Raw genomic sequence first — 22,374 nt, forward strand, 5'->3', positions numbered from 1 at the left:
TGCCTGCCGGCTCGGTCAGAGCCGCTCGCCGACGTAGACGGTCAGGTCGACCAGGCGGTTGGAGTAGCCCCACTCGTTGTCGTACCAGCCGACCACCTTGACCTGCTTGCCCTGCGCCATGGTGAGCAGCGAGTCGAAGGTGCAGGAGGGCGGGGTGTTGACGATGTCGGAGGAGACGATCGGGTCCTCGGTGTACTCCAGGACCCCCTGGAGCTGGCCCTCGGCGGCCTTCTGGAAGGCGGAGTTCACCTCGTCCCGGGTGACCTCGCGGCTCAGCTCCACGACCAGGTCGGTGACCGAGCCGGTGGGCACCGGGACGCGCATGGCGATGCCGTCCAGCTTGCCCTTGAGCTGCGGCAGCACCAGGGCGGTGGCCTTGGCGGCGCCGGTGGAGGTCGGGATGATGTTCTGCGCGGCGGCCCGGGCGCGGCGCAGGTCCTTGTGCGGGAAGTCCAGGATGCGCTGGTCGTTGGTGTAGGCGTGAACGGTGGTCATCATGCCCTTGACCACGCCGAAGTTCTCGTCCAGCACCTTGGCCATCGGCGCCACGCAGTTGGTGGTGCAGGAGGCGTTGGAGATCACGTGGTGGGCGGCCGGGTCGTAGTCGCCCTCGTTGACGCCCATCACCACGGTGATGTCCTCGTTCTTGGCGGGCGCCGAGATCAGCACCTTCCTGGCGCCGCCGGCCAGGTGCTTGGCGGCGTCCTCGCGCTTGGTGAAGATGCCGGTGGACTCGATGACGATGTCCACGCCCAACTCGCCCCAGGGCAGGTCGGCCGGGTCGCGCTCGGACAGGACCTTGATGGTCCTGTTGTTGACCGTGATGCTGTCCTCGGTGTGGGTGACCTCGGCGTCGAGGCGGCCCAGGATGGTGTCGTACCTCAGCAGATGAGCCGTGGTCGCGGTGTCGCCCAGATCGTTGACGGCCACGACCTCCACGTCCGCCCCCTGGTCCAGCAGGGCCCGGAAGTAGTTGCGTCCGATACGGCCGAAACCGTTGATACCTACGCGGATCGTCACGGAACCGATCTCCTCGTTGGTGCGCCGGCGCGGACACCGGCGGAGCTTTTTGGGATGTCCCCGACCACCCACGACCCTACCGCGCCGGGCCCGCCGCCGTGACATTGACCGGGGCCTGTCCGGCCCCGCCGACCGGCCCTACTTCCCGGTAACCGCGGTGACGTTGCGCCGGCCGCACCAACCGCGCGGACCCCCGCTCAGCAGAGCGGATTCCGGGTCCCGGGCGAGGCGCGCGGCCGGGCGGAGCCCGGGTCCCCGTCCGGTCCGGACGGCGGTGCGGCCCCGGCCCGGCGGGGCCGGGCGACCCGCCGCGCGAGCCGCCCGCGAGCCGGGCCCCGGCACGGCTCCGGGCACGGCCCTCGCGCACGGCCCTCGCGCACGGCTCCGGCGGCGTCCGGGAGACCGCCCCGGCCCCTCCCGGACCGCCCGGGCACGCCGACCGCGGCGAAGCCCCCGCCGGGCAGCCGCACCGCGGGCCCGGCTAACCCACCATCTCCTCGGTGAGGTTCGCCTCGGTGCCGGGGATGCCGAGGTCGGCCGCGCGCTTGTCGGCCATGGCCAGCAGCCGGCGGATGCGGCCCGCCACCGCGTCCTTGGTGAGCGGCGGATCGGCCAGCGCCCCGAGCTCCTCCAGCGACGCCTGCTTGTGCTCCATGCGCAGCTTGCCGGCGGCGGCGAGATGATCCGGCACCTCCTCGCCGAGGATCTCCAGGGCCCTGGAGACCCGGGCGCCGGCCGCCACCGCGGCCCGCGCCGAGCGGCGCAGATTCGCGTCGTCGAAGTTGGCCAGCCGGTTGGCGGTGGCCCGCACCTCGCGCCGCATCCGGCGCTCCTCCCAGGCCAGCACGGACTCGTGGGCGCCGAGCCGGGTCAGCAGCGCGCCGATCGCGTCGCCGTCCCGCACCACCACCCGGTCCACATTGCGCACCTCACGGGCCTTGGCCGCGATCTGGAGCCGGCGGGCGGCCCCGACCAGGGCCAGCGCGGCCTCCGGGCCTGGGCAGGTGACCTCCAGGGAGGACGAGCGGCCCGGTTCGGTGAGCGAGCCGTGCGCCAGGAAGGCGCCGCGCCAGGCGGCCTCGGCATCACAGGTGGCGCCGGAGACCACCTGGGGCGGCAGGCCCCGGATGGGCCGGCCGCGGCCGTCCACCAGGCCGGTCTGACGGGCCAGCAGCTCGCCGCCGGCCACCACCCGGACCACGTACCGGCTGCCGCGGCGGAGCCCGCCGGGCGCCATCACCACCAGATCGGAGGCGTGGCCGAAGATCTCCAGGATGTCCCGGCGCAGCCGCCGGGCGGCGATCCCGGTGTCCAGCTCGGCCTCGATCACGATCCGCCCGCTGACCAGATGCAGTCCGCCGGCGAAGCGCAGGGTGGACGACACCTCCGACTTGCGGCAGCAGGTCCGGGTCACCGGGAGCCGGGAGATCTCGTCCTTCACCGCTGCCGTCATCGCCATGGGCCGATCCTTCCATGCATCCGAAAAATACGGTCGTACGCGGCGGCCAGCAGCTCGGGGTCGTGCCGCGGCGCCCCGTCGGCGGCGGCCACCGGCGCCAGCTCGACGGTGGCGTCCAGCTTCGCGGCGGCGGCGCGCAGACTGTCCTCGTCGGGCACCGCGCAGCGGTCGGCCAGCACCACGTCGAAGGCGAGTTTAGGGGCGTGTTGTACCAAAACCTCCACATGACGCTGCGGAGAAAACCCATCGGTTTCGCCGGGCTGGGGGGCCAGATTGAGCGAGAGCACCCGCCGGGCCTTGGTCTCGGTCAGCGCTTCGCGCAGTTCCGGCACGAGCAGATGCGGGATGACCGAGCTGAACCAGGAGCCCGGCCCGAGCACCACCCAGTCGGCGTCCCGCACGGCGCGCACCGCCTCCGGCACGGCCGGCGGATCGGCCGGTTCCAGGCGCACCCGCTGCACCTCACCGGGGGTGAGCGCCACCGTGGCCTGGCCGCGCACGGTGGACAGCTCGCCGGGCCGCTCCGGGTCGTGCCCGCGCACCAGGGCGGTCAGCTCCAGCGGCACCGCGGACATCGGCAGCACCCGGCCGTGCGCGCCGAGCAGCCGGCCGACCAGGTCCAGCGCCTGCACATGATCGCCGAGCTGCTCCCACAGGGCGACGATCAGCAGATTTCCCACCGCGTGGTCGTGCAGCTCGCCGCGGGTCTTGAAGCGGTGCTGGATCACCTCGGCCCAGGTGCGGCCCCAGTCGTCGTCCCCGCACAGCGCGGCCAGGGCCTTGCGCAGATCGCCCGGGGGCAGCACGCCGAGCTCGTCGCGGAGCCGGCCGCTGGAGCCGCCGTCGTCGGCGACGGTGACCACGGCGGTGAGATCCCCGGTGATCCGGCGCAGCGCGGTCAGCGAGGCGGACAGCCCGTGCCCGCCGCCGAGCGCCACCACCTTGGGCTGGGCGCCGCGGCGGGCCCGCAGCCCGCGCAGGGTGCGCAGGCCGCGGTGGGTGCGCGCGGTCCCCGGGCGCTCGGGGCGCTCGGGGTGCCCGGGGTCCGCCGGACCGGCGGTCCCCGGGCGTTCCCGGTGTCCGCCGGACCGGCCCCGGCCCGCGGTGCCGCCCGGCATTCCCCCCATTACTGGTGTCCCATGTCTACTCGCGTCCCATGTCCCGGTGCACCACAACGGTCTCCACGCCGGCGTCGGAGAGCCGGCGGGCCAGCTTCTCGGCCATGGCCACGCTGCGGTGCTTGCCGCCGGTACAGCCGATGGCGACGGTCACATAGCGCTTGCCCTCCCGGCGGTAGCCGGCCGCGATCAGATTGAGCAGTTCGGCGTAGTGGTCCAGGAACTCCTTGGCGCCCGGCTGGCCCATCACATAGGAGGAGACCTCCTCGCTGGTGCCGGTGTAGGGGCGCAGCTCGGGCACCCAGTGCGGATTGGGCAGGAAGCGCACGTCCATCACATGGTCGGCGTCCACCGGCAGGCCGTACTTGAAGCCGAAGGACATCACGGTGGCGCGCAGCTCCGGCTCGTCCCCGCTGGTGAACTGGGCGTCCATCTTGGCGCGCAGCTCGTGCACATTGAGGTTGGAGGTGTCGATCACCAGGTCGGCGTCGCCGCGCAGCTCGCGCAGCAGATCGCGCTCGGCGGCGATGCCGTCCACGATGCGGCCCTCGCCCTGCAGCGGGTGCGGCCGGCGCACCGACTCGAAGCGGCGCACCAGGGCGTTGTCGGACGCCTCCAGGAAGACGATCCGGCGGGTGACGCCCATGGCGGCCAGATCGGCCAGGGATTCGCGCAGGCTGTCGAAGAAGCTGCGCCCGCGGACGTCCACCACGACCGCGATCCTGGCCACATTGCCCTGCGAGCGGGCGCCGAGGTCGACCATGGTGGTGATCAGGGCGGGCGGCAGGTTGTCCACCACGAACCAGCCGAGATCCTCCAGGGTGTTGGCCGCGGTGGAGCGGCCGGCCCCGGACATGCCGGTGATGATCACCAGCTCGGGGAGGGTCAGTCCCTCCTCGCCCTGCCCGGCGGGTGCCGGTTCCTCCTGCGGTGTTCGCTCGTCCTGCATCTCTTCTCCCCCGCGGTTCACGTGTCTCTCCATGGTCGCCTGTCGATGGTGCCGCCGGGCGCTTCCGTCCGGCCGGCGGCGCCGGGTCAATCCTCCAGGATTTCTCCGGTGGCGGTGTTCACGGCCGGCTCCGGCGGCGCTCCGGCCGCCAGTGCGGCGGCGACCGCCTCGGCGGTCTTCGGGCCTATGCCGGGAACCTCGCCGATCTGTTCCATGGTGGCCGCGCGCAGCCGTTTCATCGAGCCGAAGTGCTTCAGCAGCGCCTTCTTCCGGGTCTCGCCCAGGCCGGGCACCTCGTCCAGCGGGCTGCGGCGGACCGCCCGGGCGCGCCTGCCGCGCTGGTAGCGCAGGGCGAAGCGGTGCGCCTCGTCGCGCACCCGCTGGAGCAGATAGAGCCCCTCGCTGCTGCGGGGCAGGATGACCGGGTCCTCCTCGCCGGGGAGCCATACCTCCTCCAGCCGCTTGGCCAGGCCGCACACGGCGACATCGTCGACGCCCAGCTCGTCCATGGCCCGCCGGGCCGCGGCCACCTGGGGCGCGCCGCCGTCCACCACCACCAGCTGCGGCGGGTAGGCGAACCGCTTGGGGCGGCCCTCCTCGTCCCCGGGGGAGGACGCCTCCGTTCCGGCCCCCGGTTCCCCGGCGGGGACCGGGCCGTCGGGGGAGCCGGCCTCGGCGGAGCCGGTCCACTCGCCGGTGCGCTCCTTCTCCCGCAGATAGCGGCGGAACCGGCGGGAGATCACCTCGTGCATGGCGCGGACGTCGTCCTGGCCGGTGAAGCCCTTGATCTGGAAGCGGCGGTACTCGCTCTTGCGGGCCAGGCCGTCCTCGAAGACGACCATGGAGCCGACCACGTCCTCGCCCTGGAGGTGGGAGATGTCGTAGCACTCGATGCGCAGCGGCGCGGAGTCGAGCATCAGCGCCTCGGCGATCTCCTCCAGGGCACGGGAGCGGGTGGTGAGATCCGAGGCCCGCCGGGTCTTGTGCAGCGCCAGGGACTGCTGGGCGTTGCGGGCGACGGTGGCCAGCAGCTCCTTCTTGTCGCCGCGCTGCGGCACCCGCAGGGCGACCCGGGCGCCGCGGCGCCCGGCGAGCCACTCGGCGAGCGGCGCCACCGGCTCGGGCAGGGCGGGCACCAGCACCTCGCGGGGCACGCCGCCGCTGCCCGCCAGTTCCTCGCTGCCGCCCCGCTCGTCGCCGTAGAGCTGCTGGAGGGCGTGCACCACCAGCTCGGGGGTGGAGACGTCCTCCACCTTGTCGGTGACCCAGCCGCGCTGGCCGCGCACCCGGCCGCCGCGCACGTGGAAGATCTGGACCGCGGCCTCCAGCTCGTCCTCGGCGACCGCGATCAGATCGGCGTCGGTGCCGTCCGGCAGCACCACGGCGTTCTTCTCCATGGCCCGCCGCAGCGCGTCGATGTCGTCCCGCAGCCGGGCCGCCCTCTCGAACTCCAGCTCCTCGGCGGCCGTGTGCATGGCCTCTTCCAGCCGGCGCAGATAGGTGCCGGTGCGGCCGGCCATGAAGTCGCAGAACTCCTCGGCCAGCGCGCGGTGGTCCGCCGCGCTGATCCGGCCCACGCAGGGGGCGGAGCACTTGTCGATATAGCCGAGCAGGCAGGGCCGGCCGGCCTGGGCGGCGCGTTTGAAGACCCCGGCGGAGCAGGTGCGGACGGGGAAGGCGCGCAGCAGCAGGTCGACCGTCTCCCGGATGGCCCAGGCGTGCGCGTAGGGGCCGAAGTAGCGCACGCCCTTGCGGCGCGGGCCGCGCATCACCTGGGCGCGCGGGAACTCCTCGCCCAGGGTGACGGCCAGCGAGGGATAGCTCTTGTCGTCCCGGTATTTGACGTTGAACCGGGGGTCGTACTCCTTGATCCAGGTGTATTCGAGCTGGAGGGCCTCCACCTCGGTGGAGACCACCGTCCACTCCACCGAGGCGGCGGTGGTGACCATGGTGGCGGTGCGCGGGTGCAGCCCGGCCAGGTCCTGGAAGTAGGAGGACAGGCGCTGCCGGAGGCTTTTCGCCTTGCCGACGTAGATCACCCGGCGGTGTTCGTCCCGGAACCGGTAGACGCCCGGGGAGTCCGGGATCTGTCCCGGCCGCGGCCGGTAGGTGGAGGGATCTGCCATGACAGCAACCCTACTCACACTCAGTGACAACCGGGTCCGGCGCCCGGGGATCCGGGGCGGGCCGGGCGCCTGCCCCGGTCACCAGCCGCGCTCGCGCCAGGCGGGGAGCTGCGGGCGCTCGGCGCCCAGCGTGGTGTCCGCGCCATGGCCCGGATAGACCCAGGTCTCGTCGGGCAGCTCGCCGAACAGCTTGGTCTCCACATCGTGGATCAGCCGCTCGAACGCCGCCCGGTTGCCGAAGGTGTTGCCCACCCCGCCCGGGAAGAGGGAATCGCCGGTGAACAGATGCGGATGGCCGTGCGGGTCGTCGTAGCACAGGGCCACCGAGCCCTTGGTGTGACCGGTGAGGTGGCGGACGGTGAGCACACAGGCACCGACCCGCAGCTCGTCGCCGTCGTCCAGCGGTACGTCGGTGGGCACCGGGATGCCCTCGGCGTCGTAGCGCCCGGCACAGGTGCGGGCGCCGGTGGCCCGCACCACCTCGGCCAGGGCCTGCCAGTGGTCGGCGTGCCGGTGGGTGGTGACCACGGTGCGCAGCCCGTCCGCGCCGATCAGCCGGAGCAGCACCGCCGGCTCGGCCGCGGCGTCGATCAGCAGCTGCTCGTCGGTGCGGCGGCAGCGCAGCAGATAGGCGTTGTTCTCCAGGGAACCGACGGCGACCTTGGAGATGATCAGTTCGGCCAGTTCATGGACGGCGGGCGGGCCGCCAACGGCAACCTTTCCGGTGTAGGTCATGGCATGCGGCTCCCTCGGAGCGGGACGGTACTGCGGACGGCGGAGCAGGATCAGCGGGGCCGGAGCCGGTCAGAGCGGGGGCAGGACGGGCAGGGCGGCGCCGGGCGCACCGCCCGCGGTGAGGCCGGTGCCGGTGGTGCGGCCGGCCAGCCAGCCGGTGAGCGCGGCCGGGGTGCCGGCCACCACCAGCGGCTCGCCCGCCGGGTCCCCGGTGCGCCAGCGGCGGCCGTCCTCGGCGCGCAGTTCCAGGGCGGGCACCCCGGGATGCCCGGCGAAGCGGCGGGCGAAGTAGTCCACGGCGCGGTCGGTGAAGGCTCCCGGCAGGTCGGCGACGGAGCGGTCGGCGCCGAGGTCGATGTGGTGCAGTTCCACCTCCACCCAGCGGCGGAGGGGGACGGAGGAGGCACGGTCGGTCACCCCGTTGCGCAGCTCCACGGTGGCCGCCCACTGTTCGCCGGTGAGCCGGTCCCAGGCGGCGGACAGCCGGCCGGCGCTCTCCCGCAGGTCGGCGAGGTGGGCCTGGAGCGGGCGGCCGGCATCCCGCTCGATGTCGGCGTCCCGGGCCTCGGCGCTGGGGTACATGGGCAGGCCGGAACAGACGTTGACCAGGGCGTCGGCATTGCGGGCGAGGTGTGCCAGGACATGGCCCCGGGTCCAGCCCGGCAGCAGGGACGGCTCGCCGACGGCTTCGGGGCGGAGGGCGGCGGCACCGGCGATCAGCCGCTGTGTGGCGTCCGACACCCCGGCGAGATCGGTCATGGGTCGACTCATGATCACCACGCTAGTCCGGGGCCCGCCGCCGCGCCACGCCCGGGTCCGGGACCGGTCCGGAAAAGGGAAACGGACCCTTGATCGAACGCATGTGCTATATGCTGCTGAGTCCCCGGCCCGGCGGCCGGAGGGTCTTTGTCGGACCCCCCGCCTACTCTTGAGGCCGGGGTATCCAGAAACACCCCGATGCCCCTGACGGACAGGAAAGGTGCCATTCGGCGTGGCCGACCGACTCATCGTTCGCGGCGCTCGCGAGCACAATCTCAAAAACGTCTCGCTGGACCTCCCCCGGGACGCGCTGGTCGTGTTCACCGGCCTGTCCGGCTCGGGCAAGTCCTCGCTGGCCTTCGACACCATCTTCGCCGAGGGCCAGCGCCGCTACGTGGAATCGCTGTCCTCCTACGCCCGGCAATTCCTGGGCCAGATGGACAAGCCGGACGTGGACTTCATCGAGGGCCTGTCCCCCGCGGTCTCCATCGACCAGAAGTCCACCTCGCGCAACCCCCGCTCCACGGTCGGCACCATCACCGAGGTCTACGACTACCTCCGGCTGCTGTTCGCCCGGATCGGCAAGCCGCACTGCCCGGAGTGCGGCCGGCCCATCGCCCGGCAGTCGCCCCAGGCGATCGTGGACAAGGTGCTGGGCCTGGCCGAGGGCAGCCGCTTCCAGGTGCTCTCCCCGCTGGTGCGGCAGCGCAAGGGCGAGTTCGCCGACCTCTTCGCCGAGCTGCGCGCCAAGGGCTACAGCCGGGCCCGGGTGGACGGCGCGGTGGTCCAGCTCGCCGAGGCGCCCGTGCTGAAGAAGCAGGAGAAGCACACCATCGAGGTGGTGGTCGACCGGCTCACCGTCAAGGAGAGCGCCAAGCGGCGGCTGACCGACTCGGTGGAGACGGCGCTCGGCCTGTCCGGCGGCATGGTGGTGCTGGACTTCGTGGATCTTCCGGAGGACGACCCGCAGCGCGAGCGGATGTACTCCGAGCACCTGTACTGCCCCTACGACGACCTCTCCTTCGAGGAGCTGGAGCCGCGCTCCTTCTCCTTCAACTCCCCCTTCGGCGCCTGTCCGGCCTGCTCCGGTCTCGGCGCCACCATGGAGGTGGACCCGGAGCTGATCGTGCCCGACCCGGAGCGCTCGCTGGACGAAGGAGCCCTGCACCCCTGGTCCAACGGCCATACCAAGGGCTATTTCAACCACCTGATCAACGCCCTCGCCGAGGCGCTGAACTTCCGCACCGACATCCCCTGGGAGGGGCTGCCGCAGCGCGCCCGCAAGGCCCTGCTCCACGGCCACAAGGCCCGGATCGAGGTGCGCTACGAGAACCGGCACGGCCGGGAGCGCACCTACACCACCGCCTTCGAGGGGGTCATCCCCTTTGTGCGGCGGCGGCACGCCGAGTCCGAGTCGGACTCCAGCCGGGAGCGGTTCGAGGGCTATATGCGCGAGGTGCCCTGCTCCGCCTGCGGCGGCACCCGGCTCAAGCCGGTGGTGCTGGCGGTCACGGTCAAGGGCAGGTCGATCGCGGACATCTCCGCCATGTCGATCAGCGAGTGCGCCGACTTCCTGCGCGAGCTGAGGCTGACCGCCCGGGAGAAGAAGATCGCCGAGCGGGTGCTCAAGGAGGTCAACGAGCGCCTGCGCTTCCTGGTCGATGTCGGCCTGGACTATCTCTCGCTCAACCGCGCCGCCGGCACCCTCTCCGGCGGCGAGGCGCAGCGCATCCGGCTGGCCACCCAGATCGGCTCCGGTCTGGTGGGCGTGCTCTATGTGCTGGACGAGCCCTCCATCGGCCTGCACCAGCGGGACAACCACCGGCTGATCGAGACCCTGGTGCGGCTGCGCGACCTGGGGAACACCCTGATCGTGGTGGAGCACGACGAGGACACCATCCGCACCTCGGACTGGGTGGTGGACATCGGCCCGGGCGCCGGTGAGCACGGCGGTGAGGTGGTGCACAGCGGTCCGCTGAAGGAGCTGCTGGCCAACGACGCCTCGCTGACCGGGCAGTATCTCGCGGGCAGGAGGAGCATCCCGGTGCCGGCGCAGCGCCGGCCCGCCGACCCGGACCGCCGGCTGACCGTGCACGGCGCCCGGGAGAACAACCTCCGCAACATCGCCGTCGGCTTCCCGCTGGGGGTGCTGACCGCGGTCACCGGGGTCTCCGGCTCCGGCAAGTCCACCCTGGTCAACGACATCCTCTACACCCATCTCGCGCGCGAGCTGAACGGTGCCCGGCTGGTGCCCGGCCGGCACACCCGGATCGACGGCATCGACCAGGTGGACAAGGTCGTGCACGTGGACCAGTCCCCCATCGGCCGCACCCCCCGCTCCAACCCGGCCACCTACACCGGTGTCTTCGACAACATCCGCAAGCTGTTCGCGGAGACCATGGAGGCCAAGGTGCGGGGCTATCTGCCCGGCCGGTTCTCCTTCAATGTCAAGGGCGGGCGCTGTGAGAACTGCGCGGGCGACGGCACCATCAAGATCGAGATGAACTTCCTGCCGGATGTCTATGTCCCGTGCGAGGTGTGCCACGGCGCCCGGTACAACCGCGAGACGCTGGAGGTGCACTACAAGGGCAAGTCCATCGCCGAGGTGCTGGACATGCCGATCGAGGAGGCACTGGAGTTCTTCTCCGCCGTCCCCGCGATCGCCCGCCATCTGCGCACGCTGAACGACGTCGGCCTGGGGTATGTCCGGCTGGGGCAGCCGGCGCCCACCCTCTCCGGCGGCGAGGCGCAGCGGGTCAAGCTCGCCTCCGAGCTCCAGAAGCGCTCCACCGGGCGGACGGTCTATGTGCTGGACGAGCCCACCACCGGCCTGCATTTCGAGGACATCCGCAAGCTGATCGGGGTGCTGTCGAACCTGGTCGACAAGGGCAACACCGTAATCGTCATCGAGCACAACCTCGATGTGATCAAGACCGCCGACTGGATCGTGGACATGGGCCCGGAGGGCGGCAGCGGCGGCGGTCTGGTGATCGCCGAGGGCACCCCGGAGGAGATCGCCGCCGTCCCGGCCAGCCACACCGGCAAATTCCTGCGCGACATCCTGGGCGAGGCGGTCAGCGATGCCCCGCCCGCCCGCAAGAGCCCCGCGCGCACGGCCCGGAAGGGGTAACGGCAAGAGGCGTCCGGCTCGGGCCGGTCCGGGCCGGTCCCTCCGGACGGACCGGCCGAGCCGGACGCCACCGGGGGTTCACCGGGCATTCACCGGATTCGCCGTCTCGTCATGGGTTTGCCATCGGGAAGCTCTCCGATGGTCGGCACCCGTCCGTATCAGCACCCAATACTCCAGGGGATCTCACCGCGTTATCCGCGCAGGAACGCACGCGGGCAGACCCCGGGGAGCATCGGTGGCAGACGCACAGTGGCAGGGACGGGCAGGCGGACGGCCGGCAGGGGCGGCGCGGCGACGGCTGGCGGCACAGGCGCTGACGGTGGCGGCACTGCTGCTGTGGCTGGTGCCGCCCGCCGTGCCGTCCGCCGCCGCGGGACCGGACCGGGCCCCCGCGGCCGGGGGCCTTCTCTCCTCCGGCCCGCCGGCCGGCGATGCCACCGCCCGCGGCTCCGCCTTCGAAGAGACCCTCGGCGTCACCGATGCGAACGGCCTGGAGCTGTCCCGGCAGCAGCAGACCCTTGCCCCCGGCGCCGAACTGACGGCCGTCCGGCGCCGCGAGACCGACGCATGGCTGGACATCCGGCAGCTCAGCCTGGACCTGGGGCACGATCTCTCCGTCGACTACCTCGGGCCCGCCACCGTCAGCGAGCGCGGCACCCTCTCCGAACTCACCGCCGCCCACGCGCCCGGTCCGGGCCGCGCCACGGTCGCCGCCCTCAACGCGGACTTCTTCGACATCAATGTCACCGAGGCGCCCCTCGCGCCGGGCGTGCGCAACGGCGAACTGGTGCAGTCCGGCAGCCCCGGCCGCCACCATGCGGTGGGAATCGACGAGGACGGCACCGGCCGGGTGCTGCACATCCTGTTCGAGGGCAAGGCCGAGACCGCGGCGGGGGACGAACTGCCGCTGTCCGCCTACAACTCCCCCGTGATCCCCGAGGACGGCATCGGCGTCTTCACCGACGGCTGGGGCGCGGCCGACCGGGCGCTGACCGTGCGCGGCAGCCCGCTCGTCACCGAGGTCCTGGTGGAGGACGGCGAGGTGACCTCGGTCTCCGCCAAGCCGGACGGGGAGCCGCTGCCCGAGGGAGTCACGGCGCTGCTCGGCCGGGACGCCGGGGCCACGGCCCTCGCCGGACTGGCGGCCGGCGACCGGATCGACCTGGCGTACACGGTGCGCACCGACGACGGCCTGCCGCTGCCGCGCACCGCGGTGGGCGGAGGGGAACTGCTGGTCACCGACGGCCAGCCGCACAACTGGGAGGGCGCGCCCAACAACCTGGCCGCGCCGCGCACCGCGGTGGGCTTCTCCCGGGACGGGCAGCGGATGTTCGTGCTGGTGGTGGATGGCCGGCAGGCCCACTCCGGCGGGGTCACCCTGACCCGGCTCGCCGAGATGATGCGGCAACTGGGCGCCTGGGAGGCGCTCAATCTGGACGGCGGCGGCTCCACCACGCTGCTCGCCCGCGATCCCGGGGCGGAGACTCCCCGGCTGGTGAACTCGCCGTCCGACGGCCGGGAGCGGGAGGTCCCGAACGGGCTGGCGATCACGGCGCCGACCGGCAGCGGTGACCCGGCCGCTCTCACCGTGCGCACCGTGATCGACCCCGCCCGCGCCGCCACCGCCGAAGTGCTGGGCGGCGGCCGGCCGGAGCGGGTCTTCCCGGGCCTGACCCGCGCGCTGTCCGCGGTCGGCCACGACGAGACCTTCGGCCCGGCGCCGGGGGCGGCCGGAAGCACGGTGTGGCGGACGGAGGGAACGGCCGCCGGGGAGGTCGGTGCGGACGGAGTGTTCACCGCCGGGCGGCCGGGCACGGCCGAGGTGCGGGCGTCCTCCGGCTCCGCCCGCGGCTCCCTGCGGCTCACCGTGATCGGTGAGCTGGCCCGGCTGACATCCACCCAGCGGCGGATCGGCCTGACCGGGGCCGGGGACACCGCCTGGTTCGGGCTGCTGGGCCATGACGCCACGGGCACCAGTGCCCCCGTGGAACCGGCCGATGTGACCCTGGAGTACGACCGCTCGCTGTTCGCCGTCCGGCCGGAGGCGGACAGCGGAGGCTTTGTGGTGACCGCGCTGGCCGACGGCTTCACCTCCGGACGGATCACCGCCCGCGCCGGCGGGGTGAGCACGGTGCTCGGGGCCGGCATCGGTCTGGAGGAGACCGTGGTGGCCGACTTCGAGAACGCCGGGGACTGGCGGTTCAGCCACAGCCGGGCCGCCGGGTCCCTCTCCCCCGCCCCGGACGGCCATCAGGACACGGCGCTGCGGCTCAGCTACGACTTCAGCCTCTCGGAGAGCGCCCGCACCGCCCGCGCCACCCCGCCCGCCGAGATCCCGGTGACCGGCCGGCCGAGCGCCTTCGCCCTGTGGGTGCACGGCGACGGGCGCGGCGCCTGGCCCGCCCTGCATCTGCTCGACGCCACCGGCACCAGCCGGGTGCTGCGCGGGCCCCATATCGATCATCAGGGCTGGCGGCGCATCGTCTTCGAGGTACCGGACGACATTCCGCAGCCGGTGTCGGTCTACCGCTTCTACCTCACCGAGACCCGGCCGCCGGTGCGCTACCGGGGCGAGATCCTGATCGACGAACTGACCGCGCTGACCCCGCAGGAGGTCGAACTGCCGGAGGAGACCGGTCCGGCCGGTCCGGTGTTCGCGGAAGCCGCCGAGGTGGCCGGGCGGGAGTGGCGGTTCGCCGTGGTGTCGGGCGCCGGGCTGGAGGCCGCCGCCGGGCCCGACGGCGAGGCGGCCCGCACCGCCCGCGCCGCCCTGGCCGAGATCCAGTCGGCGGGCCCCGAGTTCGTGGTGGTCAACGGCGACTGGGTGGCCGGGGGCACCGCCGAGAACCTCGCCTTCGCGCGGGAACTGCTCACCGGGGAACTGACCGTGCCCTGGGTCTATGTACCGGGTGACGCCGAGATGCACGGCGGCTCGCTGGAGGGCTGGGAGGCGGAGTTCGGGGAGACCCGGCGGGTTTTCGACCACCGGGGGACCCGCTTCATCACGCTGGACACCTCCACCCGGTCCATCAGCGGCGGCGGCCTGGAGCAGTGGCTGGAGCTTCGCTCCCGGCTCCTGGACGCGGCCCGCGACGAGAATGTCGGCGCGGTGGCGGTGATCACCCATGTGCCGCCGCGGGACACCTCGGTCCGGGACACCGGACGGCTGACCGACCGGATGGACGCCCTGCTGCTGGAGCACTGGCTGACCGGCTTCCGGGCGGCCACCGGCAAGGGGGTGACCTGCCTGGGCGGCCATGCCGGGCTCTTCGACGCCTATCTGCACTCCGGGGTGCCGTATGTGCTGGGCGGCGGGCTGACCGGCGCCCCGGCGGCGAGCGGGGAAGCGGGCGCCGTCAACGGCTGGACGCTGTTCGGCGTGGACCGGCTCTCCGCCGCCGACTGGCTCGGCGTCCGGCGTGATCCCTCCCGCGGCGGCCCGGACTGGCTCTCCGCGGAGATCCGTCCGCACCCCGCCGCTGCCGCTGCCGCTGCCGCCGGCTGACCGCCGGGCCCCGCGGCCCGGTCGGCCGGGCCCGCGGGGCCGTCACAGGTGGGGCAGGATGGCGGGCAGCAGATGCTGGAAGGTCTGGCCGCTGGCCGGCGCGCCGATCGCGGTCATGGACCAGCCGCCGCCCTGCCGCTGCACCTTGGCCATGATCTGCCCGGTGACCGGGCCGCCTCCGGTGAGGGTGTAGCGGGCCATCTCCACCCCGGTGGTCTCGTCCACCAGCCGGCAGAAGGCGTTCTCCACCTGGGCGAAGGTCTGCCCCGTGAAGGAGTTCACGGTGAAGACGATCTGGTCCACGCCGCCGGGCACCTTGGTCAGATCCACCCGGATGGTCTCGTCGTCGGAGCCCGCGCCGGCGCCGCCGACCAGGTTGTCGCCGGAATGCTGCACCGAGCCGTCCCGGCTGGTCAGCTGCCGGAACCACACCTGGTCGGTGATCTGCTGTCCGGAGAACAGCACCGCGGAGGCGTCCAGATCGATGTCACCGCCGCCCATCAGCCGCCCGAGGAGGCCCTTGCGCTGGACCGCCTTCCAGCCCAGGCCCATGCGCACCACCGTCAGCCCGGTGCCGTCGTCCTTCTTCAGGCTGATGGCCTGGCCCTTGGTGAGATTGACTGCCATCTGATCCCGCCTTCCCGGCATTGTGTGCCGAAGGCCCCGCCCCCGGCGTCCCACGGAGGTACCGGCCACCCTACTGGAGGCCGGCCTCCCGCATGTGGCGCAGTTCCTTCTTCAGTTCCGTGACCTCGTCCCGCAGCCGGGCCGCCACCTCGAACTGGAGCTCCGCGGCGGCTGCCCGCATCCGCTCCGTCAGCTCCTCGATGGTCTGCGCCAGCTCGGTGGCCGGACGGTCGGTCGGCGCCGCACCGGCGCCGTTCCTCCGCTCCGCCCGCCTGCCCAGGGCGGGCACCGGCGCCCGGCCGGGCTGGCCGTTCTTCCCGGCCCGGCCCCCTCCGGGATGGCGGTATCCGGTGGTGAGCAGTTCCTCGGTGTCCACCTCCTCGCGGGCGATGGAGGAGACGATGTCGTTGATCTTCTTGCGCAGCGGCTGCGGATCGATGCCGCGCTCCTCGTTGTACGCGATCTGCTTGGCGCGGCGCCGGTTGGTCTCCTCGATCGCCTTCGCCATGGCCGGGGTGATCTTGTCGGCGTACATATGGACCTGTCCGGAGACGTTCCGGGCCGCCCGGCCGATGGTCTGGATCAGCGAGGTGCCCGAGCGCAGGAAGCCCTCCTTGTCCGCGTCCAGGATCGCCACCAGCGAGACCTCCGGCAGGTCCAGGCCCTCACGGAGCAGGTTGATGCCGACCAGCACATCGAACTCACCGGCCCGCAGCTCGCGCAGCAGCTCCACCCGGCGCAGGGTGTCGATGTCGCTGTGCAGATAGCGCACGGCGATGCCCAGCTCGGTGAAGTACTCGGTGAGATCCTCGGCCATCTTCTTGGTGAGCGTGGTGACCAGCACCCGCTCCTCCCGCTCGGTGCGCAGCCGGATCTCGTGCACCAGATCGTCGATCTGGCCCTCGGTGGGCTTGACCACGACCTCCGGATCCACCAGGCCGGTGGGCCGGATGATCTGCTCCACCACGCCGTCCGAGCGGGACAGCTCGTACGCCCCGGGAGTGGCCGACAGATAGACGGCCTGCCCGATCCGCTCCTGGAACTCCTCCCACTTCAGCGGGCGGTTGTCCATGGCGGACGGCAGCCGGAAGCCGTGCTCCACCAGTGTCCGCTTGCGCGACGCGTCCCCCTCGTACATGGCGCCGATCTGCGGCACCGTGACATGGGACTCGTCGATGACCAGGAGGAAATCCTCCGGGAAGTAGTCCAGCAGGGTGTGCGGCGGGGAGCCGGTCTCCCGGCCGTCGACATGCAGGGAGTAGTTCTCGATGCCGGAGCAGGTGCCGATCTGGCGCATCATCTCGATGTCGTAGGTGGTGCGCATCCGCAGCCGCTGGGCCTCCAGCAGCTTGCCCTGCTGCTCCAGCTCGGCCAGCCGCCCCGCCAGCTCCGCCTCGATGCCGCCGATCGCCCGCTCCATGCGCTCCGGGCCGGCCACATAGTGCGAGGCCGGGAAGACATAGAGCTGCTCATCGCTGGAGATGACCTCACCGGTCACCGGGTGCAGGGTGGACAGCGCCTCGATCTCGTCCCCGAACATCTCGATGCGGACGGCCAGCTCCTCGTAGACCGGGAAGATCTCGATGGTGTCGCCGCGGACCCGGAAGGTGCCCCGGGTGAAGGAGGCGTCGTTGCGGGTGTACTGGATGTCCACGAAGCGGCGCAGCAGCAGGTCCCGGTCGGTCTCCTGGCCGACCCGCAGCGGCACCATGCGGTCCACGTACTCCTGGGGGGTGCCCAGGCCGTAGATGCAGGAGACCGAGGCGACCACCACCACGTCCCGCCGGGTGAGCAGGGAGTTGGTGGCGCTGTGCCGCAGCCGTTCGACCTCCTCGTTGATCGAGGAGTCCTTCTCGATGTAGGTGTCCGTCTGGGGGACGTACGCCTCGGGCTGGTAGTAGTCGTAGTAGGAGACGAAGTACTCGACGGCGTTGTGGGGAAGCAGCTCGCGGAACTCGTTGGCGAGCTGCGCGGCCAGTGTCTTGTTGGGCGCCATGACCAGGGTCGGCCGCTGGAGACGCTCGATCATCCAGGCCGTGGTCGCCGACTTGCCGGTGCCGGTGGCGCCGAGCAGGACGACGTCCTTCTCGCCGCCGCCGATCCGCCGCTCCAGCTCCTCGATGGCGGCGGGCTGGTCACCGCTGGGCCGGTAGGGGCTGACGACCTCGAAGGGCGCCACAGTGCGTTCGATCTCGGAAACGGGCCGCATGACCCCCACGGTACGACGCGCCGCTGACAATCGGCCGGGCTGCCGGGCGCCGGCGGCCGGACATGGCACCCTCCCCCCGGGAGGCACCCGGCGTCATCACCCGCTGCCCCGGCGCGACGGCGGAGGGGCGGGCGGCGACCGCCATCCGGGGTTCAGCTCACGGTCACCGCGGGCTGGTCCGGGAGCGGCCGGGACCGGGGAGACATCCCGGGGCGCCGCCGGACGGGCCGGCGGCCACCGCCGGCCGAGGAGGTCCCGTGCCGCCGCGTCGTACCTTCGCCCTGCTGTCCGCCGTGCTCGGGGCCCTGGTCCTGCCCGCCCAGGGTGCCCCGGTGCCTGCCCCGGCGTCCCCGCCCGGACCGGCCTCCTCCACCGCGTCCACCGGGTCCACCGGGTCCACCGCCTCCGCAGCCTCCGCCGGGCCGGCCGCTTCCCGGCCGGGCCCCGTGGTGGTGGCGCACCGCGGCGCCTCCGGGTACGCCCCGGAGAACACGCTGGCCGCCGCGGACGCCGCGGCGGCCCTGGGGGCGCCCTGGGTCGAGGCCGATGTGCAGCGCACCCGGGACGGGGTGCTGGTGCTGATGCACGACACCACCCTGGAGCGCACCACCGACGCCGAAGTTCGCCATCCGGACCGGGCGCCCTGGGAGGTCTCCGGCTTCAGCAGCGCCGAACTGGCCGGGCTGGACGCGGGGGGCTGGTTCGGCGAGCGGTTCGCGGGCGAGCCGGTCCCCACCCTGACCGCGTTTCTGCGCCGGCTGGCCCGGCACGGGCAGCGGTTGCTGCTGGAGATCAAGGCACCGGAGCGGTACCCGGGCATCGAGGCGGAGATCGTGACGGTGCTGCGGGAGGAGGGCTGGCTGACCGGTGCCGCCCTGCGCCGAGGGCTGGTGGTGCAGAGCTTCAGCGCGGACTCGGTGCGCACCGTGCACGAGCTGCATCCGGGGATCAGGACCGGCTTCCTCGGTCGCCCGGAACCTGCCGAGCTGCCCGTCTACGCGGCCTTCTGCGACCAGATCAACCCCCGGCACACCACGCTGACCGCGGAGTATGTGGCGGCGGTGCAGGCCCTGGCCGGGCCGCACGGCAGCGGGCTGGAGGTGCTGACCTGGACGGTGAACGACGCGGCCGCGGCGGTCCGGGCGGCCTCCCTGGGCGTGGACGGGATCATCACGGACCACCCCGATGTGGTCCGGCGGGCTCTGACACCGGGGCCGGGCCGCCGCAGCCGCCGGCGGAGGCGGGCGGGATGGCCCGGACGGCGGCCCGGCCCGGCTGTCGGTGGGCGGCCCTAGGGTGGTCCCATGATCCCCGCCGACGCCGACGCCGACGCCGACGCCGACACTGACACCGACACCGGCACCGACGCTGATGCCGAGCGCACCGCCGGGGCCGGTCCGTCCGGCCCGGCGGTGCGCGCCGCCCGGTGGACGGTGCTGCCCTCGCCGATCGGCCCGCTGCTGCTGGCCGCCACCGGCCGGGGTCTGATACGGGTCACCTTCCACGCCGACCCCCGGCGGGTGGACCGGGAGCTGGCCCTGCTGGCCGCCCGGCTGGGCGCCCGGCCGGCCGAATCCGCACGGGATCCGGTGCTGGCCCATGCCGGGCGGGAGCTGGCCGAGTATTTCGGGGGCCGGCGCCGCGGCTTCTCCGTGCCGCTGGACTGGTCGCTCACCTCGGGCTTCAACGAAAAGGTCCTGCGCAAGCTGGCCGAGTCCGTGCCCTACGGCGCCGTGGTGGGCTACCAGGATCTGGCGGACCGGGTGGGCGAACCGGGTGCGGCCCGGGCCGTGGGCGCCGCCATGGGCGGCAATCCGCTGCCGGTGGTGGTGGCCTGCCACCGGGTGGTGGCCGCCGACGGCGGCATCGGGGGCTTCGGAGGCGGACTGGAGACCAAGCGGGCCCTGCTCGCCCTGGAGGGCGTGCTGCCCGCGCCCTTGTTCTGAGCACGGTTCCGCTCATCCGGCCGGGCATGCGAAAGGCCCGCCCGGCCCACCGGGTGCGGTGGGGCGGACGGGCCCGGCTCCGGCTGTCCGGAGCGGTCCGGAACCGACCGTCAGAGCTTGACGCCGTGGTCGCGCAGGAACTTCGCGGGGTCGACGGCCGAGCCGTAGTCCGGCGTGGTCCGGATCTCGAAGTGCAGGTGCGGACCGGTGCTGTTGCCGGTGTTGCCGGACATGCCGATGGTGTCGCCGGTCTCGACCTCCTGGCCGACGCTCACCTTCACGCTGGACAGGTGGGCGTACTGCGAGTAGGTGCCGCTCGCGTGCTTGACCACGATGGCATTGCCGTAGGCGGAGCCGTCACCGGCACCGTTGCCGCCGGCCTTCACCACGGTGCCGCCGTGCACGGCCTTGACCGGGGTGCCGGTGGGCACCGCGAAGTCCTGGCCGCTGTGGCCGGCGGCCCAGCGGTCGCCGCTGTTGCCGAAGGTGGCGGAGAGGGTGTAGCCGTCGCTGATCGGCGAGACCCAGCTCGCGGTCGCGGCCTGCTTGACCTCGGCGGCCTGCTTGGCCTCGACCTCGGCGGCCTTCGTCTGGATCTCGGCCTGGTTCACGGTGTACTGCGCCAGGGCTCCGGGGCCGGCCGCGAAGACGTCGGCGCTGGGGGTCTCGGCCGCGGCTGCCACCCCGGTGCCGGCGATCGCCAGGGAGGCGACCACACCGGCGGTCACCACACCGGTACGGGTGCGGACGCGGGACAGGACGGCAGTACGAGCGGTGCGGCTGAGCATGCGGGGAAAACCTCCGGATAGGGGGACAGCCGGTTCACGGGACGCGCCGGAAAGGTGATCCGTGCGCCGCCGAGAACATTGATACCGGCCCTTTTCCGGAGATTCAAGAAAGTCTGTTACTAAGCGAGGAAGTAGCCAGAGCAAAGGAAACAGGTCCCGGTCGCAGGGCCCGTGCGCGGCTGCCGAGGGACCCCGCGAGCCTTCGAATACCCATCGGTCCGGCCAGGCCAAGGGGGGAACGACGCCGTACGGCCGGGCGCCGCGCCACGAATGTCCCGGCCTCGGAAGCCGTTTATCCCGGGCCACCGGGACAAAGGTCCCGGACGTTCGATCCGCATTCCCACGAGTCTTTATAGTAGGCACTAAACGGGGTGTGGCCCACCTCACCACCGCTTTACCTTTCGCCCTCCCCCGGGCCGGGACCTTTGTCCCGGCACCCGGGACCAATTCCGTGGCAATCCGTGGCAATCCGTGGTAATCGATGGTGACCGGCGGTAATCCGCGGGACCGGGCAAGGCCCCGGCTGGCAGACTCACCCCTGTGAAAGACACCGAGCAGACCGGCACCGCCGGTCCCGACGCCCCGTCTCCGGCCGCGACCGTCTCACCGGCCGCCGCGGAACCCCGGCCCGCCCGGGCGTCCGTGCCGGCCGGCGTCGACCTGGCGGCCCTGCGCCGCCGCACCACCGCCGTCCTCGTCGCCAGCCAGATCCTGGGGGGCTTCGGCGTGGCCACCGGCATCGCCCTGGCCGCACTGCTGGCCGCCGACGTCAGCGGTTCCGAGGGCCTGTCCGGCCTGGCCCTGACCGCCTCCGTGCTGGGCACGGCGGTGCTGTCGCTGCCGCTGGCGGCACTGATGTCCCGTCGCGGGCGGCGGCCGGGGCTGATGCTGGGCTATCTGCTCGGTGCCGCGGGCGGCCTGGTGGTGGTGGCGGCGGCGGTGCTGGGGAACTTCCCGCTGCTGCTGCTCGGCATGGCGGTGTTCGGCGCCTCCTCCGCGGCCAATCTCCAGACCCGGTTCGCGGCGGCGGACCTGGCCGCACCGGAACAGCGGGCGCGGGCCATCGCCGCGGTCATGTGGGCGACCACCCTGGGCGCCGTGCTGGGGCCGAACATCGCCGCTCCCGCGGGGCGGAGCGTCAGCGCGCTGAGCGAGCGGATACCCGAGACCGCCGGCCCCTTTCTGTGGGCGGCGGTCATCTTCCTGCTGGCCGGGCTGACCGTCGGCGTGCTGCTGCGGCCGGACCCGCTGCTCACCGCCCGCGCGCTGGCCGCCGGTCCGGCCGCTGCCGACGGCGGCCCGGACAGCGGCCCGGACCGGGGTCCGGACAGCGGCGCGCACGAACGCTCGCTGCGGGCCGGGCTGGCCGCGATCTCGGCCTCGCCCCAGGCCCGGCTGGCGCTGGCCGCGGTGGCGCTGTCCCACACCGTGATGGTGGCCATCATGGTGATGACCCCGCTGGATCTGGATCACCATGGCGCGGACATCCAGCTCATCGGCCTGGTGATCAGCGGCCACATCACCGGCATGTACGCCTTCTCACCGCTGGTCGGCTGGGTCGCGGACCGGCTCGGCCGGTACAGCGTGGTGCTGGGCGGAGTGGGCCTGCTGGCCCTGGCCGCGCTGCTGGCCGGGACGGCCGGCGGCAATCACGCCCAGACCGCCGTCGGGCTCTTCCTGCTGGGACTCGGCTGGTCGGGCGGGCTGGTGGGCGGCTCGGCACTGCTCACCGACTCGGTCCCCCCGGGCGACCGGCCGGCCGCGCAGGGACTCTCCGACCTCGCGATGAACGCCAGCGCGGGGGCGGGCGGCGCGCTGGCCGGCCTGGTGGTGTCCGTGGCCGGCTACGGCTGGCTGACCGCCCTGGCGGCGGCGCTCCTCGTCCCCGTCGTCCTGCTCGCCGTCGTCACCGCGCCCCACCCCGCCAAGGGCACCGGCCCGGATCCCGGCTGACCGGGCGGCGGGCGGGGCCGCGCATTGCGGGCATGCGGGCATCCGCCGCC

Annotated in this window: 15 protein-coding genes; 5 read left to right on the plus strand and 10 right to left on the minus strand. The window is 73.0% G+C overall.

From position 1 onward, the window contains the following. Window positions 1–15 precede the first annotated feature (15 nt). From gap to BM242_RS13400, 7 genes are all read right to left on the minus strand, one after another. Entirely contained in the window at window positions 16–1,020 is a 1,005-nt protein-coding gene (gene gap, locus BM242_RS13370) for a type I glyceraldehyde-3-phosphate dehydrogenase (RefSeq protein ID WP_093839028.1), read from the minus strand. Between the two features lie 481 nt (window positions 1,021–1,501). Then, window positions 1,502–2,479 carry a DNA-binding protein WhiA gene (whiA, locus tag BM242_RS13375; RefSeq protein ID WP_093839029.1) on the minus strand — a complete coding sequence of 326 codons (978 nt, stop codon included), beginning with the start codon at window positions 2,477–2,479 and terminating at the stop codon, window positions 1,502–1,504. Beyond that, entirely contained in the window at window positions 2,470–3,597 is a 1,128-nt protein-coding gene (locus tag BM242_RS13380) for a gluconeogenesis factor YvcK family protein (protein WP_093839030.1), read from the minus strand. Before BM242_RS13380 ends, whiA begins: the two co-directional genes overlap by 10 nt. A 25-nt stretch (window positions 3,598–3,622) precedes the next feature. Next, window positions 3,623–4,546 carry an RNase adapter RapZ gene (gene rapZ / locus BM242_RS13385; protein ID WP_245834040.1) on the minus strand — a complete coding sequence of 308 codons (924 nt, stop codon included), beginning with the start codon at window positions 4,544–4,546 and terminating at the stop codon, window positions 3,623–3,625. Window positions 4,547–4,632: 86 nt separating this feature from the next. Further along, window positions 4,633–6,672, minus strand: a complete 2,040-nt coding sequence (uvrC, locus tag BM242_RS13390) for an excinuclease ABC subunit UvrC (protein ID WP_093839032.1) — start codon at window positions 6,670–6,672, stop codon at window positions 4,633–4,635. Window positions 6,673–6,750: 78 nt separating this feature from the next. Then, the gene (locus tag BM242_RS13395) at window positions 6,751–7,407 is read right to left on the minus strand and encodes an MBL fold metallo-hydrolase (protein WP_093839033.1); all 657 of its coding nucleotides are present in this window, start codon (window positions 7,405–7,407) and stop codon (window positions 6,751–6,753) included. Window positions 7,408–7,476: 69 nt separating this feature from the next. Beyond that, on the minus strand, window positions 7,477–8,178 hold the full coding sequence (locus BM242_RS13400) for a maleylpyruvate isomerase family mycothiol-dependent enzyme (protein ID WP_093839124.1): 702 nt from the start codon (window positions 8,176–8,178) through the stop codon (window positions 7,477–7,479). 220 nt (window positions 8,179–8,398) lie between these two features. Between BM242_RS13400 and uvrA the strand changes: the two genes are divergently transcribed. Both uvrA and BM242_RS13410 read left to right on the plus strand, forming a co-directional pair. Then, on the plus strand, window positions 8,399–11,296 hold the full coding sequence (gene uvrA, locus BM242_RS13405) for an excinuclease ABC subunit UvrA (protein ID WP_093839034.1): 2,898 nt from the start codon (window positions 8,399–8,401) through the stop codon (window positions 11,294–11,296). Window positions 11,297–11,531: 235 nt separating this feature from the next. Then, window positions 11,532–14,801, plus strand: coding sequence for a phosphodiester glycosidase family protein (locus BM242_RS13410; protein ID WP_139238328.1), 3,270 nt, complete (start codon window positions 11,532–11,534; stop codon window positions 14,799–14,801). Between the two features lie 42 nt (window positions 14,802–14,843). Here BM242_RS13410 and BM242_RS13415 read toward each other — a convergent pair whose 3' ends face one another. Both BM242_RS13415 and uvrB read right to left on the minus strand, forming a co-directional pair. Further along, window positions 14,844–15,428: a TerD family protein gene (locus tag BM242_RS13415; protein WP_093839036.1), complete on the minus strand. Its 585-nt coding sequence runs from the start codon at window positions 15,426–15,428 to the stop codon at window positions 14,844–14,846. A gap of 70 nt (window positions 15,429–15,498) precedes the next feature. Next, window positions 15,499–17,637, minus strand: coding sequence for an excinuclease ABC subunit UvrB (uvrB, locus tag BM242_RS13420; RefSeq protein ID WP_093839125.1), 2,139 nt, complete (start codon window positions 17,635–17,637; stop codon window positions 15,499–15,501). A gap of 332 nt (window positions 17,638–17,969) precedes the next feature. Here uvrB and BM242_RS13425 point away from each other — a divergent pair, with 332 nt between their 5' ends. Further along, window positions 17,970–18,932, plus strand: coding sequence for a glycerophosphodiester phosphodiesterase (locus BM242_RS13425; protein WP_425443852.1), 963 nt, complete (start codon window positions 17,970–17,972; stop codon window positions 18,930–18,932). Between the two features lie 9 nt (window positions 18,933–18,941). Continuing rightward, on the plus strand, window positions 18,942–19,583 hold the full coding sequence (locus tag BM242_RS13430) for a methylated-DNA--[protein]-cysteine S-methyltransferase (RefSeq protein ID WP_093839038.1): 642 nt from the start codon (window positions 18,942–18,944) through the stop codon (window positions 19,581–19,583). A gap of 110 nt (window positions 19,584–19,693) precedes the next feature. Here the strand turns inward: BM242_RS13430 and BM242_RS13435 are convergent, their stop codons facing one another. Continuing rightward, on the minus strand, window positions 19,694–20,371 hold the full coding sequence (locus tag BM242_RS13435; RefSeq protein WP_093839039.1) for a M23 family metallopeptidase: 678 nt from the start codon (window positions 20,369–20,371) through the stop codon (window positions 19,694–19,696). A gap of 540 nt (window positions 20,372–20,911) precedes the next feature. Here BM242_RS13435 and BM242_RS13440 point away from each other — a divergent pair. Beyond that, on the plus strand, window positions 20,912–22,324 hold the full coding sequence (locus BM242_RS13440; protein WP_425443850.1) for an MFS transporter: 1,413 nt from the start codon (window positions 20,912–20,914) through the stop codon (window positions 22,322–22,324). Window positions 22,325–22,374 lie beyond the last annotated feature (50 nt).

It is taken from the genome of Streptomyces aidingensis, from assembly GCF_900112355.1.
Classification (GTDB): domain Bacteria; phylum Actinomycetota; class Actinomycetes; order Streptomycetales; family Streptomycetaceae; genus Streptomyces; species Streptomyces aidingensis.